The sequence below is a fragment of the Geodermatophilus maliterrae genome, assembly GCF_041018925.1.
Classification (GTDB): domain Bacteria; phylum Actinomycetota; class Actinomycetes; order Mycobacteriales; family Geodermatophilaceae; genus Geodermatophilus; species Geodermatophilus maliterrae.
Map to the genome: position 1 here is coordinate 1 of NZ_JBFNXQ010000017.1, position 15,800 is coordinate 15,800.

Below are 15,800 nucleotides of genomic sequence, written 5' to 3' on the forward strand. Positions count from 1 at the left end.
CCGGCCTGGCGGCGGTGCTGGCGACCGCGGTCGGCGCCGCGGCGGGGCTCGCCGGCCCGGAGGTCGCGGTGCTCGGGCTGGCGCCGCTCGCGCTGGCCGAGCCGCTCACCGGGCTGGTGACCTCACTGCAGCGGCGCGGCGCCCTCGACGACGCCCGCGCGCGCCTGCACGCCGTCCTCACCGCCCCGGTGCCGGCCGACCCCGCCGCCCCGCTGCCCGCGCCCGCCCCGGTGCGCGAGATCGCCGTCACCGGCCTCACCGCCGGCTGGCCCGGCGGGCCGGACGTGCTGCGCGGCCTCACCGCCGGGGCGAGCGCCGACGGCGGCTGGCTGGTGGTCCGCGGCCCGTCGGGGGCGGGCAAGTCGACGTTCCTCGCGGTGCTGCTGGCCGCGCTCCGCCCGCGCGGGGGCGGCTACGCGCTCGACGGCGTCGACACCGCCCGGCTGACCGGCGAGGCGGTCCGGTCCCGCACCGCCTGGCTGCCGCAGGACGCGCACGTGTTCGCCTCGACCATCCGCGCCAACCTCGCGCTGGCCGCCCCGCGCGGCGCGCTGGCCGGCCCGGACGGGGAGGCGCGGATGACCGCCGCCCTCACCGCCGCCGGCCTCGGCCCGCTGCTGGCCGGCCTGCCCCAGGGGCTCGACACCCCGGTCGGCGCGGGCGGCACCGCGCTGTCCGGCGGTGAGCGGCGGCGGCTGGCCGCGGCCCGCGCGCTGCTGGCCGACCGCGACGTCGTCCTGCTCGACGAGCCGACCGCGCACCTCGACCCGCCCACCGCCGCGGCGCTCGTGCGCGACCTGCGCGCGGCGCTGGCCGGCCGGGTGGTGGTCTGCGTGACCCACGACGACACGCTCGAGCAGCCCGGCGACGCCGTCGTCCGGCTCGGCGCCGCGGCGGCCGCACTGGCCGTCTGAGGTCCTCAGGCCGCCAGGACGCCGGGCCGGACGGGACCGCCCGGCCGGACCCGGCGCACCTCGAAACCCGGGAACTCGGGCAGCTCCGGGTCGACGACGAGCGGGACCCCGGCCGGCTCCCCGAGGACACCGTGCTCCGCCAGGGCGGGGCCGAGCTCGGCGAGCAGGCGGTCGTGCAGCTCGGGCCGGACGCGGATCTCCCGGGGCGGGGCGGCGCCGGGGGCCCAGGCGACGGCCAGGACGTCCCCGGCGACGTGGGGCCGGGCCCGGCGCGCGGCTGCGGGACGGCGGTCGATCGGCAGAGTGGCGGTGGCCATGACGAGCCTCCTGGGCGGTTCCCCCGTGCTCCGTACAACGCCGGGGTGAACATGTCTGTGCCTACTCCGGAGGTCCGACAGTTCCTGCCTGATACCGCCGCGCCGGCCGCATCCCGATCCGTCGCCCCCGTCGGGCACCCTGCCGGCATGGACGCCCCCTTCACCGGATCGGTCTTCCTCGGCATGAGCGTCGACGGGTTCATCGCCCGGCTCGACGGCGACCTCGGCTGGCTCACCGGCGGCGCGGACGCCGGCGGCGCCCCGGACGACGGCGAGGGCGGTGACTTCGGGTTCGCCGAGTTCGTCGCCGGCATCGACGCGCTGGTCATGGGCCGCGGCACCTACGAGGTCATCGCGCCGCTGGACGAGTGGCCCTACCAGGGCCGGCCGGTGCACGTCGTCAGCACCACGCTCGAGCCCGGCGCCGACGCGCGCATCGCCGTGCACGGCTCGTTCGACGACGCGGTCGCCGCGCTCACCGCGGCCGGGTACCGGCGGGTGTACGTCGACGGCGGTCGGCTGGTGCACACCTTCCTGACCGCCGGGCTGGTCGGGGAGCTCACGCTGTCGCGGGTGCCGGTGCTCATCGGCGAGGGGCACACGCCGTTCGGGCCGCTCCCGGCCGACGTGCTGCTCGAGCACGTGCGCACGCGGACGTTCCGCAGCGGGATGGTGCAGACGACCTACCGGGTGCGCTGAGCGGTCAGGCCGGCGGGGTCGGCAGGACGACGATCCCGTCGCTGTCCGCGCACAGCCACTCCCCCTCGCGGAACACCACACCCGCGAAGACGACCGGCCGACCCGCCTGACCGGAGTGCAACCCGCGCTCGCTCTTGCGCGGGAAGGCCGCCAGCGCGCGGACCCCGATCGGTTGCTCGGCCAGCTCGTCGGCGTCCCGGATGCAGCCGTACACGACGATCCCGGCCCAGCCGTTGGTCGCCGCCGCCACCGCCAGGTTGCCGCCGACCAGCCCGCAGCGCCTCGACCCCCCGCCGTCGACGACCAGCACCCGGCCCTCGCCGGGTCCCTCGACGGCCTGCTTGACCAGGGTGTTGTCCTCGAACACCTTGAGCGTGGCGATCGGCCCGCAGAAGGCGGTCCGGCCACCGAAGGTCCGGAACACCGGCTCGCACACCTGCACCTCCGGGTGTGCGTCACAGAGGTCGGTCGTGGCGGGCACCCGCTGGTCGGTCATGACCCAGAGGTTATAACCTAGATGCCTCCGCGCGCACTCCTACGAGATCTGCGCAGCTCACGACGCCGAGGAGGTTGTGACCAGTAGTGTCCGTCGACCAGGGGAGCGCCGCCACCAAGAGCGAGCTGGCCTACGCGCGGGTCCGCGAGATGATCCTGACCGGGGAGCTGGCGCCCGGGGCGGTGCTCAACCAGGCCGCCGTCGCCCACCGGATCGGCATCAGCACCACCCCGCTGCGGGAGGCGCTGCGCCGGCTGGCCCAGCAGGGGCTCGTGGAGCTCGGCGCCCACCGCGACGCCCGGGTCGCCCCGCTCGACGCCACCGAGGCGCGCGACCTGGTGGAGCTGCGACAGGACCTCGACCCGCTCGCCGCCGGCCTGGCTGCGCACCGCCGCACCGCCGCCGACCTCGCCGGGATGGCCGACAGCCTGGACCGGCTCGAGTCACTGCCGGACGACCCGTCGCCGGCACAGCTGGCCGGGCACCGCCGGTTCCACGCGGCCCTCTACCGGGCGTCGCACAACGCGCTGCTCGTCGAGGTCCTCGACGGCCTGTGGGACAAGACCGACCGCTACCGCCGGCACGCGCTGCGGGCCGGGCGCAGCGACGAGGAGCGCGCACGGCGGGCCGAGGAGCACCGGCTGCTGGTCGAGGCGGTCCAGGACCGCGACGCCGCGGCGGCCACCGAGCTGATGCGCCGCCACGTGGAGACCAGCCTCGCCGCCCGGGCCGCCGACCGCCTGGCTGCCGCGGACGCGACCCCACGGACGCGGAGGTGACGGCCCCGGCGACGCCCCCGGCCGGCGGACGGCGGCTGCTGGCCGTCCTGCTGGTGCACTCCGCGCTCACCCAGGTCATCACCTTCGTGCTGCGCCCGACGTCGGCCTACCGGGCGATCGAGCTGGACGTGCCGACCGCCTGGCTCGGCGCCCTCACCGCGTCGTTCGCCGTCGTCCCGCTGCTGCTCGCCGTCCCGTCGGGACAGGCCACCGACCGGTTCGGCGAGCGCCGGGTGATGCTGGCCGGCGCGGTCCTGCTGCTGCTGTCGGCGGTCGTGTTCGCCAGCGAGCGCGGCGGGGCGGCCGGGCTGGTCGTCGGCAGCGTGGTGCTCGGGACCGGCCACCTGCTCTCGGTCGTCGGCCAGCAGGCGGCCGTGGCCAACACCGCCGGGCCCGGGCGCTTCGACACGGCGTTCGGCCACTACACCTTCGCCGCGTCCCTCGGACAGGCCGTCGGGCCCGGGCTGATCACCGTGGCCGGCGGGACCGGCGCCCTGCCCGACACCCGCCCGATCTTCTTCCTGGCCGCGGCGATCGCCGTCCTGCTGCTGGCCTGCACCACCGTCCTGCGGTTCCCGGTCCGCGAGCGCACCGGCGGCTCCGCCGAGGCCGGCGGCATGGGCACGCTGCTGCGCCTGCCGGGTCTCCTGCGGGCGCTGTCCATCAGCTGCGTCGTGCTCGCCGCCGTCGACATCACGCTGGTCTACCTGCCCGCCCTCGGCGCCGACCGCGGGCTGGCCGCCGGCACGGTCGGGCTGCTGCTGACCCTCCGCGCCGTCGCCTCGATGACCTCCCGCTTCTTCCTCGGCCGGCTGGTGCGGTTGGCCGGGCGGCGGCGGCTGATGCTCGTCAGCGTCACGCTGTCGGCGGTGTCGATGGCGGCCGTCGCGGTGCCGATGCCGGTCGCCGGGACGGCGGTGCTCGTCGTCCTGCTCGGGCTGGGGCTGGGCGTCGGTCAGCCCCTCACCATGTCCTGGCTGGCCGAGACCGCACCGGCCGGGCTGCGCGGCCGGGCGATGTCGCTGCGGCTGACCGGCAACCGGCTGGGCCAGGTGCTCATCCCCAGCGCCGTCGGGCTGCTCGCCGCCGGTGTGGGCTCGGCCGGGGTGCTGTGGGCGACCGCCGCCGCGCTCGCCCTCGCCGGGGCCGCCGCGCGGCGGTTGCGCGTGGACGGCGGCTGACGGCTCAGGCCCCCGCGCCGACGCGCTCCACGACGGCGTCGGTGAACTCGTCGGTGGACGCCTCCCCGCCGAGGTCGCGGGTGCTCACGCCGGCGCGCACGGCCGCCCGGACGCCGTCCTCCACCCGGACCGCGGCGTCGACAGCACGGTCGTCGCCGTGCCGCCTGCCCAGCCAGTCGAGCAGCATCCCCGACGACAGGATCATCGCGATCGGGTTGGCCAGCCCCCTGCCGGCGATGTCCGGCGCGGAGCCGTGCGCGGCCTGCGCCATGCAGCGGTCGTCCGAGGCGTTGATCGACGGGGCGGTGCCCAGGGAGCCGGCGAGCTCACCCGCCAGGTCGGAGAGGATGTCGCCGAACATGTTCTCGGCGACGACGACGTCGAAGGCACCGGCCCGGCGCAGCAGGTGCACCGTCATCGCGTCGATGTGGAGGTCGTCCACCGCCACGTCCGGGTGGTCCTCGGCCACCTCCAGACAGACGCGCCGGAACAGCCCGGAGCTCAGCTGCAGCACGTTGGCCTTGTGCACGATGGTCACCTCGTGCCGCCGGCGCCGGGCCAGCGCGAACGCGGCCCGCGCGATCCGCTCGATCGCCGGCCGGGTGAAGACCCCCATCGCGATGGCGACGTCGGGCGTCGGCATGTACTCGCCGGTTCCCGCGAACGTGTTCCGGTCGGCGTAGAACCCCTCGGTGTTCTCCCGGACGATGACCAGGTCGGTGTCCGGGGCGATCGCCTCCCCACCCTCGAACCCACGCGCCGGCCGGATGTTCGCGTACAGGTCGAAGTGCTTGCGGATCGCTCCGCTCGGGTTCAGCCGCGACCGGAACGGCTCCGGATAGGCCGCGCTGTCGTGCGGCCCGAGCAGCCAGCCGTCCAGCTCGGCCAGCGCCGACAGCGTGGACTCGGGGATGGCGCTGCCGTGCTCGTCGATGGCGGAGGCGCCGAGCGGCAGCTCCTGCCACTCGGCCGGCTCGGCGCCGGCGGCGGCGAGCGCTGCGTCGACCACGTGCACGGAGGCGGGGACGATCTCGGGCCCGATGCCGTCGCCGAGCATCACGCCGAGGCGGTAGGGGCGGGGGGTGGTCATGTCTCCTCCAGGTTCGGGACTACTCGGACGTGGGAGCGGTGACGGCGGGCTCGTCCAGGACCCACCAGGTGCGGACGTTGACGAACTCGCGGATGCCGGCCGCGGCCAGCTCCCGCCCGTAGCCACTGGCGCGGGTGCCACCGAAGGGCATCCGGACGTCGGAGGCGACGACGGCGTTGACGAAGACGGCGCCCGAGCCGATCCGCCGGGCCACCGCGATGCCCCGTTCCCGATCGGTGGTCCAGACGCTCGCGCCCAGGCCGAAGCGGGTGTCGTTGGCGATCCGGACCGCGTCGTCGTCCCCGTCAGCCGCGATCACCGTGGCCACCGGGCCGAAGATCTCCTCGGCGTAGGCGACCTGACCCGGCGCGACGTCGGTCAGGACGGTGGGCGCGTAGAAGTTGCCGCTGCCGTCGAGCCGCCGTCCGCCCGTGAGCAGCCGGGCGCCCGCCGCGACCGACGCCTCGACCTGGCGGTGCACACCCTCGAGGAGGTCCTCCCGCGCCATCGGCCCGACGTCCGTGCCCGGCGACTCGGGGTCGCCGACGGTCAGCGTCTCGACCTCGACGACCAGCAGTCGGGTGAACTCCTCGACGACGGAGGCGTCGACGACGAGACGCTTCGGGGAGATGCAGCTCTGCCCGGCGTTGAGGAACCGCCCCCGGACGGCCATGTGGGCCACGCGCGGCAGGTCGGCGTCGGCGAGGACGACGAACGGGTCCGAGCCGCCCAGCTCCAGCACCGACTTCTTGATCGCGTTCCCCGCCGCCGACCCCACGGCTCGCCCGGCGCGCTCGCTACCGGTGATGGTGACGGCGCCGATGCGCGGGTCCTCGATCAACCGCCGGGTGACCGCCGGCACCTCGGGCTCGGCCACGACCAGGGCGGTGAACAACCCTTCCGGCGCGCCGGCGCCGGCCAGCACGCGCTCGACCGCGAGCGCGCAGCCGGTGGTGTTCGGGGAGTGCTTGAGCAGAGCGGCGTTGCCCGCCATCAGCGCCGGGGCGGCGAACCGGAGCACCTGCCAGAGCGGGAAGTTCCACGGCATGACGGCGAGCACGACACCAACCGGCTCGTAGCCGATCCAGCTGCGGTCGGCCGAGGTGGCCACCGGCTCGTCGGCGAGGAACGCCTCCCCGTGCTCGGCGTAGTGGTCGCACGCCGTCGCGCACTTCTCGACCTCGGCACGGGCCTCCGCGAGGGGCTTGCCCATCTCCCGGGTGACGAGCACGGCGAGGTTCTCGGCGTCGGCCCGCAGGACCTCGGCGGTACGACGGAGGACGGCGGCCCGCTCGGTGAACGGCGGAGCGGCCCAGCCGACCTGCGCGTCGGCCGCTCGGTCGAGAGCCGATCCGACGTCGCCCTCCGAGAAGGCGGGGTACTCAGCGAGCCGCTCCCCGGTGGCGGGGTTGACGGTCGTGACGGTGCTCATGCCGGGGTCGCGCCATCGCTCTGGCGCGCGGGTCCAGCGCCGCGGTCGCTCTCGGACAGGTGCTCGAAGGTCTCACCGGTGGCGGTGATGGTGCGGGTGACGTCGCGGCCGCCGTAGACCCAGTAGATGGTCATCGTTCCGTTCCCGCGGTTCCGGAAGCAGTGCGGGACGCCGGCCGGCACCCAGGTCGCCTGACCGGCGACGAGGTCGAACTCGTCGTCTCCGACGACGGCGGTGGCCTCGCCGTTGAAGACGAGGACGCTCTCCTCGACGTTGTGCGAGTGCAGGGGGATGCCGGTGCCGGGCGAGAACACCGTCATGCCGGTCGTGACCTCGTTGTCCTCGCAGTTCCACTTGCCGACGAACGGGATGGTGACGACGCCGTTCCCCCGGTCGAAGCGCTCGATCTCCTCCGGGCGCAGGACCATCGACGGCGGGACGGGCTGGGCGCTCATGCGGACTCCTCGGAGGTGTGGGTGTGCAGCAACCGGCCGCCGGTGTTGACCTGGCTCTCGACCACGTGCTCGGCGACGGCGCGCCACCGCGCGAAGTGCGGGGACGCCTTGTGCGCCGCGAACGCGTCGGCGTCGGTGTAGAGCTCGTAGAGCAGGAAGCGGTTCTCGTCCCCTTCGACCGAGCAGACGTCGAAGCGCAGGCACCCCGGTTCGTCGCGCACGGACGCCTCCGCGTTCGCGGCCATGCCGGCGAGGAACTGCTCCCGCCGGCCGGGCCGCACGGTCATCTGGACCACGAGGCTGAACATCGACACGCCCTCCCATTCCTGTTCTGACTGGTATGCAGTACTGTATACAGCATGACACACAGCGGAGCGCAAGAGTTCGACGACCGGATCGCGCCGGAGTCCCTCCGGGACTTCGGCAGGCGGGTGCTCTCCTCCCTCGGCGTCCCGAAGGAGGACGGCGCCCTGGTCGCCGACAGCCTGGTCCAGGCAGATCTCTGGGGACACCAGTCGCACGGGTTCCTGCGGCTGCCGTGGTACGCCGCGCGGCTGCGGTCCGGGGTGATGCGCCCCGTCGCCGACCCGGTGGCCCTGTCAGACACCGGACCGCTGGTGCTGCTCGACGGCCGCGACGGCATCGGCCAGGTGCTCACCGAGCGCGCTCGCCGGCTGGCGGTCGAGCGAGCACGCACACACGGGGTCGGGGTCGTGGGCGTGCGCAACTCCAACCACTTCGGCACGGCCATGTACTTCACCCGGCGGGCCGCCCAGGACGGGTGTGTCGCCGTCATGACCACCAACGCGAGTCCGGCGATGGCCCCCTGGGGCGGTCGCGAGAAGCGGCTCGGAACCAACCCGTGGTCGATCGCGGCTCCGGGGCCCGACGGGCGGGTCGTCGCCGTCGACATCGCCAACACCGCAGTCGCGCGCGGCAAGATCTACCTGGCCGAGAACCGCGGCGAGCCGATCCCGGAGACCTGGGCCCTGACCGCGGACGGCGCCCCCACGACCGACCCGGCGGAGGGTGTACTCGGCGTGATCCTGCCGATGGCCGGCCACAAGGGATACGCGATCGCCTTCCTGATGGACGTGCTGTCCGGCGCCCTGACCGGCAGCGCCGTGGGCACCGGTGTCCACGGGCCGTACGAGGCCGGGCGTCCCAGCGGGTGTGGCCACCTCTTCCTCGCCCTCGACGTCGCGGCCTTCGGCGGCGACCGCGCCGGGTACGAGGCCCGTGTGCGGCAGCTGATCGACGAGGTCAAGACGGTTCCCCTCGCCCAGGGCTTCGACGAGGTCTTCTACCCTGGTGAAGTGGAGGACCGCGCCGAGGCAGGGAACCTCGCGGCCGGGGGGGTCATCCTGGCCGGGCAGTCGCTGTCCGACCTGCGCGCGCTCGGCGCGGAGACCGGCGTGCCGTTCCCCGCGGCGGAGGCCGGGTGATCGCCGTGCCCGAGGAGGCCCAGCCGGACGTCAGCAAGGCCGACCTGGTCCACCGACGGCTGAAGGAGGAGATCGAGCTCGGCGAGCTCGCTCCCGGGACGCCGCTGTCGGAGCTCGCGCTGGTCGAGCGCACGGGGGCATCCCGTACTCCGGTGCGCGAGGCGCTGCGCCGGCTCGCGGCGGAGGGACTGGTGGACCTGGTCCCCCGGCAGGGGGCGCGGGTGTCCCGGGTGTCCCTGCGGAGCGTCCGCGACCTGTTCGACTTCCGGTCGCTGCTGGAGCCGGCCGCGATGCGCCAGGCGACCGAGGCCGCGGCGACCGATCCGCAGCTCCGCCGCAGCGTCACCGCGATGCGCGCCGAGTTCGCCCGCGTCGTGCGCCGCGCCCCCTCGCCGGCGCGCTCCCGCGCGTTCTACGAGCTGGCCGACCGGTTCGACTGGGCGATCATCGGCGCCACCCGCAACGAGCACCTGCGGCGGACCATCGCCGAGCTGCGGCCGCACACCGCCCGGCTGCGCAACCTCTCCCATGTCGACCCCCACCGTGTGGAGGTGTCCGTCTCCGAGCACCTGCGCATGTGCGACGCGCTGCTCGCCGGGGACGCCGACGAGGCCGCCGCGGCGATCGCCGAGCACCTCGCGCAGAGCCTCCGGACCATCTTCCGCAACCTCGCCCAGGACCCCGGGGACGGGCTGGACGTCCTCGGCTGAGGCACCCCTGCAGGGGCCCGCCGCGCGCGTGCGAGCGGTGGGGGCAGGGGGGGTCTCAGTGCGGGGCCTTGACCGCCAGGACCGGGCACTCGGCGTCGAGCAGGATGCGCTGCGCGGAGCTGCCGGTGATCAGCTTCCCGGTGGGCGTCCGGCGGCGCAGCCCGATGACCAGGACGCTGGCCGAGAGCCGCTCGGCGGTGTCGACGAGCTCCTCGGCGGCCTCCCGGCCGCGCACCTGCTGCTCGACCTCGTAGCGCACGCCCGCCGCGTCGAGCCGCTCGTGGAGGGTGCGCAGGGCGTCCTCGCCGGCGAAGCGGCGGTCGACCAGCGAGTCGCCGCGCGAGGTGTTCACCACGTGCAGCGGCTCGTCGCGGCGCCGTGCCTCGGCGACGGCGGCGGTGAGGGCGGCCTCGCCCTCCGGGGTGGGCACGTAGCCGACGAGGACGGTCATGCCCGCAGCCTGCGGCAGCGCCCGGTCCCGGTCACGCTTGCGGTCCTAGCGGCCACAGCGTTCCTTTCGTCCACGACTCCCGGACACGACCCTCGGACCGGGCCGCGGCTCACGGCGCCGGGGCGGAACCCGGCGGGGCAGGGCCGGCCGGGCCGGCCGCCCGCGCCGACCGGGCGCTGAACCGTCGCTCGGGACGCCCCGCCGTCCCGTAGCGCTGCCGGACGTCGGCCTCCTGCTGGGCCACCAGCTGCTCGAGGTACCGGCGCGCGCTGACCCGGGCCAGCCCCGTGCGCTCGCTCGCCTCGCTGGCCGACAACCCCTCGCGCCCGGCCTCGGCCAGCGCCCGGCGGACCAGCTCGAGGGTCTCGGGGCTGATGCCCTTCGGCGTGGTCACCGGCCTGGGGACACCGGTGCCGCCCGGCCGGCCGAACACCCGGTCGACGTCGTCCTGGGCGAGCTCGGCCCCGCTGCGCAGCTCGGCGGACAGGGTGCGGTAGTCGGCCAGCCAGCGCTCCAGGGTGGACCGGTCGAAGGGCTTGACCAGGTAGTGCAGGACCCCGCCGTGCAGCGCGCTGCGGATGCTCTCGATGTCGCGCGCCGCGCTGATGACCACGACGTCGACCGCCGAGCCGCCGGCGCGCAGCCGCTGCAGCGCCTCCAGGCCGGTCATGTCCGGCAGGTAGACGTCGAGCAGCACCAGGTCGGGCCGCAGCCGCTCCACGTCGGCCAGCGCCGCCGCGCCCGTCGACGCGGTGCCCACGACCTCGTAGCCGTCGGCCGCCGCCACGAACCCGGCGTGCACCCGGGCCACCATGAAGTCGTCGTCGACGATGAGGACCCGGATCACGCGCCCACCAGCTCCGGGTCGGCCGGCAGCCGGGCGGTGAACACCGAGCCGCCGTCGGAGGACGCCACCACCTCACCGCCCCGGCGGGCGCAGACCAGGTGCACCAGCGACAGCCCGATGCCGCGCTCGCCGCCACCCGCGGGGTCCTTGGTGGTGACGCCCTTGCGGAACACCTCGCGCTCCAGCCCGGGCGGCACCCCGGAGCCGGAGTCGCGGACGACGACGTCGACCTCGCCGTCGACCAGGCCCAGCGACACCTCGACCCACCGCTCGGGCGCGGCCGCCGCGGCGTCGAGCGCGTTGTCGACCAGGTTGCCCACCACGGTGGCGACGTCGGTGCTCAGCTCGTCGCCGAGCGGCGGCAGGGCGGAGTCGGGCGCGAAGCGCAGGTCCACCCCGAGCTCGGCGGCCTGGCTGGCCTTGGCGATGAGCAGCGCGGCGATGGCGGGGTCCTGCACCGCGGCGGTCACCTCGGCGCCCAGCTGCGAGCGGCCGGCGCTCACCCGGTGCACGAAGCGGACGGCCTCCTCGACCTGCCCCAGCTCGATCAGCCCGGCGATGGTGTGCAGCCGGTTGCTGAACTCGTGCGCCTGGGCGCGCAGCGTGTCGGTGACGTGCCGGGTCAGCTGCAGCTCCCGGCGCAGCTCCAGCAGCTCGGTGCGGTCGCGCAGGGTGGTGACCGACCCGAGCGTGCGACCGTGACTGCTGATCGGCAGCCGGTTGACCACGACGACGCGGCCGGCGGTGGCCACGGCGCGGTCGCGCTCCTCCTCGCCGCGCAGCAGGGCGTCCCGCAGCTCCTCGCCCACCCCGAGCTCGGCGAGGTCGCGGCCCACCGCGTCGCCCGGGATGCCCAGCAGCCGGATGGCCTCGTCGTTGACCAGGGTGACCCGCCCGTGCAGGTCCAGGCCGACGACGCCCTCGCGGATGCCGTGCAGCATGGCCCGCTGGTGCTCGACCAGGCCGGTGATCTCGGCCGGCTCCAGGCCGAGCGTCTGGCGCTTGACCCGGCGGGCCACGAGCAGCGAGCCGACGATCCCCAGCACGCTGGCGAGGCCGAGGTAGGTGAGCAGGTTGGGCGCGGCCGCGGCGAGGCCGTCGAGGACGCCCGGGTAGGGACGCTCCACCGCGACGAAGCCGAGCATCTCCCGGCCGGTGAGCACCGGCACCATCGCGACCGCGTAGCCGCCGTCCGCGTCGGCGCGCTCCCCCACCCAGGCCCGCCCCTGGAGCACGGTGCTGTCCCCCAGCGGGAACGCCGTCCCGAGCTCGGCGGGGTCGGCGCTGGCGAGGACCGTGCCGTCGGCGTCGGCCACGACCACCGACGCCGAGCCGGAGACGGTGCGGGCGCTCTCCGCGGCGATGCCGATGTACGGGACCAGTCCGTCGTCCACCGCCGAGCGCAGCGACACCGCGTTGGCCAGCGTCTCGGCCACCGACAGCGCCCGGCGACCCTCGACCTCCTCCGCCCGCTGTGTCGTCTGGGCGACCGAGACGGCGGCCACGCCGACCAGCACCAGCAGGATGATCACGACCTGCAGCGCCAGCAGCTGGCCGGCCAGCGACAGACGCCGGAGCACGGTGCCTCCCGGGGGGCTGGGGACGGGACGACAGTGCACCACGCCACCGCCTCCCTGTGACCGTGAACACAAGGACCGCAAGACGCAATGCCTCCGCAACCGTGACACCTCCCGGGCCGGTTGCCAGCCTTCTCCCGACGCGGCCGGCAGCGGCCGCACCCTTGGAGGAACAGATGCGCACTGCCCACCTGCGGAGACTCGCCGCCGGCACCGTGGCCGCCGGCCTGGTGCTGACCGGCTGCGGCACGACGGCGGAGGGCGGCTCGGCCGCCGGTGGCGGGGACAGCGAGGAGGCGATCACCGGCCTCCGGGTCATGGTCCCCAACTCGCCCGGCAGCGGCTACGACAGCACCGCCCGCGCCTGGGCGCAGGTCATGGAGGAGGAGGGGCTCGCCGAGGGCGTCGAGGTGTTCAACCTCGAGGGCGCCGGGGGGACCGTCGGCCTGCAGCGCCTGGTCAACGAGGAGGGCAACGCCGAGATGCTCATGCAGATGGGCCTCGGCGTCGTCGGCGCGCAGTACAGCAACCAGTCCGAGGCGACCCTCGACCAGACCACGCCGATCGCGGGGCTGATCGAGGAGGCCGAGGCGATCGTCGTCCCTGCCGACTCCCCGTACCAGACGCTCGACCAGCTGGTGCAGGCCTGGAGCGCCGACCCCGGCAACGTGCCGGTCGGCGGCGCGTCGAACCCCGGCGGCCCGGACCACCTGACCCCGATGCTGCTGGCCCAGGAGGTCGGCGTCACCCCGACCGAGGTCAACTACGTCGCCTACGACGGCGGCGGCGAGCTGCTCGCCGGCATCCTCGGCGGCGACGTGCAATTCGCCGCGACCGGCGTGGGCGAGGTGGCCGAGTCGGCAGTGGGCGGTGACGTCCGCATCCTCGCGGTCACCAGCGAGGAGCCGGTCGAGGGCGTCGACGCGCCGACCCTGCAGGAGGAGGGCGTCGACCTGACCTTCACCAACTGGCGCGGCATCGTGGCGGCCCCGGGCATCTCCGAGGAGCAGACCCAGCGCTTCGTCGACGCGGTCACCGAGATGCACGACAGCGAGGCCTGGCAGCAGGTCCTGGAGGACCAGGGCTGGACCGACGCCTTCATGACCGGCGACGAGTTCTCCGAGTTCCTGCAGAGCGAGAGCGACCGCGTCCAGGGCGTGCTGAGCGAGCTGGGCCTGACGTGAGTGCCACCTCCCCGGGGAGCACGACGCGGGCGGAGGGCCGCTCCGAGTACGGGGTGGCCCTCTTCCTGGCGGCGCTCGGCCTCCTCGTCGTCGTGCAGGCCCTCCTCATCCCGGAGAGCCGGATCGTCCGCGGGCCGGTCGGGCCCGCCGCCGTCCCCATGGTCGTGGGCGGCCTGCTGGTCGTCGTCGGGATCGTCCTCGCGCTCGACATCCGGCGCGGCGGCCGCGGGGAGCCCGAGGGCGGCGAGGACGTCGAGCTGACCGGTGGCAGCGACTGGCAGACGATCGCGATGCTCGCGGCGGCCTTCGTCGCGAACGCCCTGCTGATCGAGCCGCTGGGCTGGGTCTTCTCCGGGGCTCTCCTGTTCTGGGGCAGCGCCTTCGCGCTCGGCAGCCGCCACTACGTGCGTGACGCGGTCATCGCCTTCACCCTGTCGATCGGCTCCTTCTACCTGTTCGCCCTCGGGCTCGGCATCGTGCTGCCGCCCGGGGTCCTGAGGGGGATCCTCTGATGGACGGGTTCAGCTCCCTGATCGACGGGTTCGGCACCGCCCTGACCCCGACGAACCTGGCCTTCGCGCTGCTGGGCGTGCTGCTGGGCACCGCGATCGGCGTCCTGCCCGGGATCGGCCCGGCGATGGCGGTGGCGCTGCTGCTGCCGCTGACCCGCGGCCTCGAGGTCACCACGGCGCTGATCATGTTCGCCGGCATCTACTACGGCGGCATGTACGGCGGGTCGACGACGTCCATCCTGCTCAACACCCCCGGTGAGAGCGCCTCGGTGGTCACCGCGATCGAGGGCAACAAGATGGCCCGGTCCGGCCGTGCCGCGCAGGCCCTGGCGACCGCGGCCATCGGGTCGTTCGTCGCCGGCACGATCGCCACGCTGCTGCTGGCCCTGGTGGCCCCGCTGGTCGCCGACCTCGCCGTCGAGGTCTCGCCGGCCGACATGTTCGCGATCATGGTCCTGGCCTTCATCGCGGTGACCTCGGTGCTCGGCAGCTCGCGGGTGCGCGGCCTGGCCTCGCTCGGGCTGGGCCTGACCATCGGCCTGATCGGCATCGACGCGACCTCCGGCCAGCAGCGGCTCACCTTCGGCATCGCCGAGATCGCCGACGGCATCGACGTCGTCGTCGTCGCGGTCGGTCTGTTCGCCGTCGGCGAGGCGCTGTGGACCGCCGCCCACCTGCGCCGTCGTCCGGTCGAGGTCATCCCGGTGGGCAACCCGCGGATGAGCCGGTCGGACTGGAGCCGGTCGTGGAAGCCGTGGCTGCGCGGCACCGCGATCGGGTTCCCCTTCGGCGCCGTCCCCGCCGGTGGCGCGGAGGTCCCGACCTTCCTCTCCTACGTCTCCGAGAAGCGGCTCTCGAAGCACCCCGAGGAGTTCGGCACGGGAGCCATCGAGGGCGTCGCGGGACCGGAGGCGACGAACAACGCCTCGGCGGCCGGCGGTCTCGTGCCGCTGCTCACCCTGGGCATCCCGGTGACGGCCACCGCGGCGGTCCTCCTCGCCGCCATCGAGAGCTACGGCATCCAGCCGGGACCTCAGCTGTTCGACAACGAGCCGGAACTGGTCTGGGGCCTGATCGCCAGCCTCTTCATCGGCAACGCGGCGCTGCTGGTGCTCAACCTGCCGCTGGCGCCGGTGTGGGCGCGTCTGCTGCGCATCCCGCGCACGTACCTGTACGCGGGGATCCTGTTCTTCGCCAGCCTGGGCGCGTACGCGGCGAACGCCAACGTCTTCGACCTGTTCCTGCTGCTGGTCATCGGCGCGCTCGGCTTCATGATGCGCCGCTACGGGCTGCCGCTGCTGCCGGCCATCATCGGCGTGATCCTCGGGCCCTTCGCCGAGGCGGAGCTGCGGCAGGCGCTGCAGCTCAGCAACGGCGACCTCGGCGGGCTGGTCGACCCGATGGCCGTCGTGGTCTACGTGATCGTCGCGCTGGTCCTGCTGTGGCCGCTGGTCCGGTTGCTGCTGCCCCGCAAGGCCGTGCACGTCCCCGTGCTGGACGAGGCGGTGCACGAGATCGAGGAGGCGCACCACCACCACGGGGCGACGACGGCGGTCGCCGTCGAGCGCCGGGTCGAGAGGGACCCCGACCGGTCGGACGACCACGACGGGAGGTAGTGGGAGACGGGGCCGAGCGTCGGACGGGAGCTGCGAACCGGACGACACGGAGCCGCATGAGAGCGCTCCCACGTGCACGTGAGCGCCCGATGAGG

Annotated in this window: 18 protein-coding genes; 9 read left to right on the forward strand and 9 right to left on the reverse strand. The window is 74.7% G+C overall.

Annotation, left to right across the window (positions count from 1 at the left end):
• Window positions 1–914 (forward strand): ATP-binding cassette domain-containing protein (locus ABQ292_RS07625; protein WP_369204886.1); only part of this gene is annotated, 914 nt, incomplete at its 5' end.
• Between the two features lie 5 nt (window positions 915–919).
• On the opposite strand, the gene ABQ292_RS07630 is transcribed toward ABQ292_RS07625, so the two are convergent.
• Window positions 920–1,231, reverse strand: a complete 312-nt coding sequence (locus tag ABQ292_RS07630) for a hypothetical protein (RefSeq protein ID WP_369204888.1) — start codon at window positions 1,229–1,231, stop codon at window positions 920–922.
• 147 nt (window positions 1,232–1,378) lie between these two features.
• Here ABQ292_RS07630 and ABQ292_RS07635 point away from each other — a divergent pair, with 147 nt between their 5' ends.
• Window positions 1,379–1,930 (forward strand): dihydrofolate reductase family protein, encoded by a 552-nt coding sequence (locus ABQ292_RS07635; protein WP_369204890.1) that lies wholly within the window; start codon window positions 1,379–1,381, stop codon window positions 1,928–1,930.
• A gap of 4 nt (window positions 1,931–1,934) precedes the next feature.
• Here ABQ292_RS07635 and rraA read toward each other — a convergent pair whose 3' ends face one another.
• Entirely contained in the window at window positions 1,935–2,426 is a 492-nt protein-coding gene (gene rraA, locus ABQ292_RS07640) for a ribonuclease E activity regulator RraA (RefSeq protein ID WP_369204892.1), read from the reverse strand.
• A gap of 86 nt (window positions 2,427–2,512) precedes the next feature.
• Here rraA and ABQ292_RS07645 point away from each other — a divergent pair, with 86 nt between their 5' ends.
• Together ABQ292_RS07645 and ABQ292_RS07650 are read left to right on the forward strand one after the other, a co-directional pair.
• A complete protein-coding gene (locus ABQ292_RS07645) occupies window positions 2,513–3,205 on the forward strand; it encodes a GntR family transcriptional regulator (RefSeq protein ID WP_369204894.1) in 693 nt (230 codons plus the stop codon).
• The gene (locus tag ABQ292_RS07650) at window positions 3,202–4,386 is read left to right on the forward strand and encodes an MFS transporter (RefSeq protein WP_369204896.1); all 1,185 of its coding nucleotides are present in this window, start codon (window positions 3,202–3,204) and stop codon (window positions 4,384–4,386) included. The genes ABQ292_RS07645 and ABQ292_RS07650 overlap by 4 nt, the downstream gene beginning before the upstream one ends.
• A 4-nt stretch (window positions 4,387–4,390) precedes the next feature.
• Here the strand turns inward: ABQ292_RS07650 and ABQ292_RS07655 are convergent, their stop codons facing one another.
• From ABQ292_RS07655 to ABQ292_RS07670, 4 genes are read right to left on the reverse strand one after another with little or no spacing between them, the layout of a single operon-like run.
• Window positions 4,391–5,476 (reverse strand): isocitrate/isopropylmalate dehydrogenase family protein, encoded by a 1,086-nt coding sequence (locus tag ABQ292_RS07655; RefSeq protein ID WP_369204898.1) that lies wholly within the window; start codon window positions 5,474–5,476, stop codon window positions 4,391–4,393.
• 19 nt (window positions 5,477–5,495) lie between these two features.
• Entirely contained in the window at window positions 5,496–6,908 is a 1,413-nt protein-coding gene (locus ABQ292_RS07660; protein WP_369204900.1) for an NAD-dependent succinate-semialdehyde dehydrogenase, read from the reverse strand.
• Window positions 6,905–7,363 carry a cupin domain-containing protein gene (locus ABQ292_RS07665; RefSeq protein WP_369204902.1) on the reverse strand — a complete coding sequence of 153 codons (459 nt, stop codon included), beginning with the start codon at window positions 7,361–7,363 and terminating at the stop codon, window positions 6,905–6,907. The genes ABQ292_RS07660 and ABQ292_RS07665 overlap by 4 nt, the downstream gene beginning before the upstream one ends.
• On the reverse strand, window positions 7,360–7,671 hold the full coding sequence (locus ABQ292_RS07670) for a putative quinol monooxygenase (RefSeq protein WP_369205008.1): 312 nt from the start codon (window positions 7,669–7,671) through the stop codon (window positions 7,360–7,362). Before ABQ292_RS07670 ends, ABQ292_RS07665 begins: the two co-directional genes overlap by 4 nt.
• Window positions 7,672–7,722: 51 nt before the next feature.
• Here ABQ292_RS07670 and ABQ292_RS07675 point away from each other — a divergent pair, with 51 nt between their 5' ends.
• Both ABQ292_RS07675 and ABQ292_RS07680 read left to right on the forward strand, forming a co-directional pair.
• Window positions 7,723–8,808, forward strand: a complete 1,086-nt coding sequence (locus ABQ292_RS07675) for an Ldh family oxidoreductase (RefSeq protein ID WP_369204904.1) — start codon at window positions 7,723–7,725, stop codon at window positions 8,806–8,808.
• Window positions 8,805–9,518 carry a GntR family transcriptional regulator gene (locus tag ABQ292_RS07680; protein ID WP_369204906.1) on the forward strand — a complete coding sequence of 238 codons (714 nt, stop codon included), beginning with the start codon at window positions 8,805–8,807 and terminating at the stop codon, window positions 9,516–9,518. The genes ABQ292_RS07675 and ABQ292_RS07680 overlap by 4 nt, the downstream gene beginning before the upstream one ends.
• Before the next feature lie 55 nt (window positions 9,519–9,573).
• Here the strand turns inward: ABQ292_RS07680 and ABQ292_RS07685 are convergent, their stop codons facing one another.
• The 3 genes from ABQ292_RS07685 to ABQ292_RS07695 all read right to left on the reverse strand — a co-directional run bounded on the left by ABQ292_RS07685 (window position 9,574) and on the right by ABQ292_RS07695 (window position 12,396).
• On the reverse strand, window positions 9,574–9,969 hold the full coding sequence (locus ABQ292_RS07685) for a universal stress protein (RefSeq protein ID WP_369204908.1): 396 nt from the start codon (window positions 9,967–9,969) through the stop codon (window positions 9,574–9,576).
• Window positions 9,970–10,078: 109 nt separating this feature from the next.
• Window positions 10,079–10,816, reverse strand: coding sequence for a response regulator (locus ABQ292_RS07690; protein WP_369204910.1), 738 nt, complete (start codon window positions 10,814–10,816; stop codon window positions 10,079–10,081).
• On the reverse strand, window positions 10,813–12,396 hold the full coding sequence (locus ABQ292_RS07695) for a sensor histidine kinase (RefSeq protein WP_369204912.1): 1,584 nt from the start codon (window positions 12,394–12,396) through the stop codon (window positions 10,813–10,815). The genes ABQ292_RS07690 and ABQ292_RS07695 overlap by 4 nt, the downstream gene beginning before the upstream one ends.
• 173 nt (window positions 12,397–12,569) lie before the next feature.
• Here ABQ292_RS07695 and ABQ292_RS07700 point away from each other — a divergent pair, with 173 nt between their 5' ends.
• From ABQ292_RS07700 to ABQ292_RS07710, 3 genes are read left to right on the forward strand one after another with little or no spacing between them, the layout of a single operon-like run.
• Window positions 12,570–13,577: a Bug family tripartite tricarboxylate transporter substrate binding protein gene (locus ABQ292_RS07700; protein ID WP_369204914.1), complete on the forward strand. Its 1,008-nt coding sequence runs from the start codon at window positions 12,570–12,572 to the stop codon at window positions 13,575–13,577.
• Window positions 13,574–14,089, forward strand: coding sequence for a tripartite tricarboxylate transporter TctB family protein (locus ABQ292_RS07705; RefSeq protein WP_369204916.1), 516 nt, complete (start codon window positions 13,574–13,576; stop codon window positions 14,087–14,089). The genes ABQ292_RS07700 and ABQ292_RS07705 overlap by 4 nt, the downstream gene beginning before the upstream one ends.
• Complete coding sequence (locus tag ABQ292_RS07710; protein ID WP_369204918.1) at window positions 14,089–15,705, forward strand: tripartite tricarboxylate transporter permease; 1,617 nt, start codon at window positions 14,089–14,091, stop codon at window positions 15,703–15,705. Before ABQ292_RS07705 ends, ABQ292_RS07710 begins: the two co-directional genes overlap by 1 nt.
• Window positions 15,706–15,800: the final 95 nt, after the last annotated feature.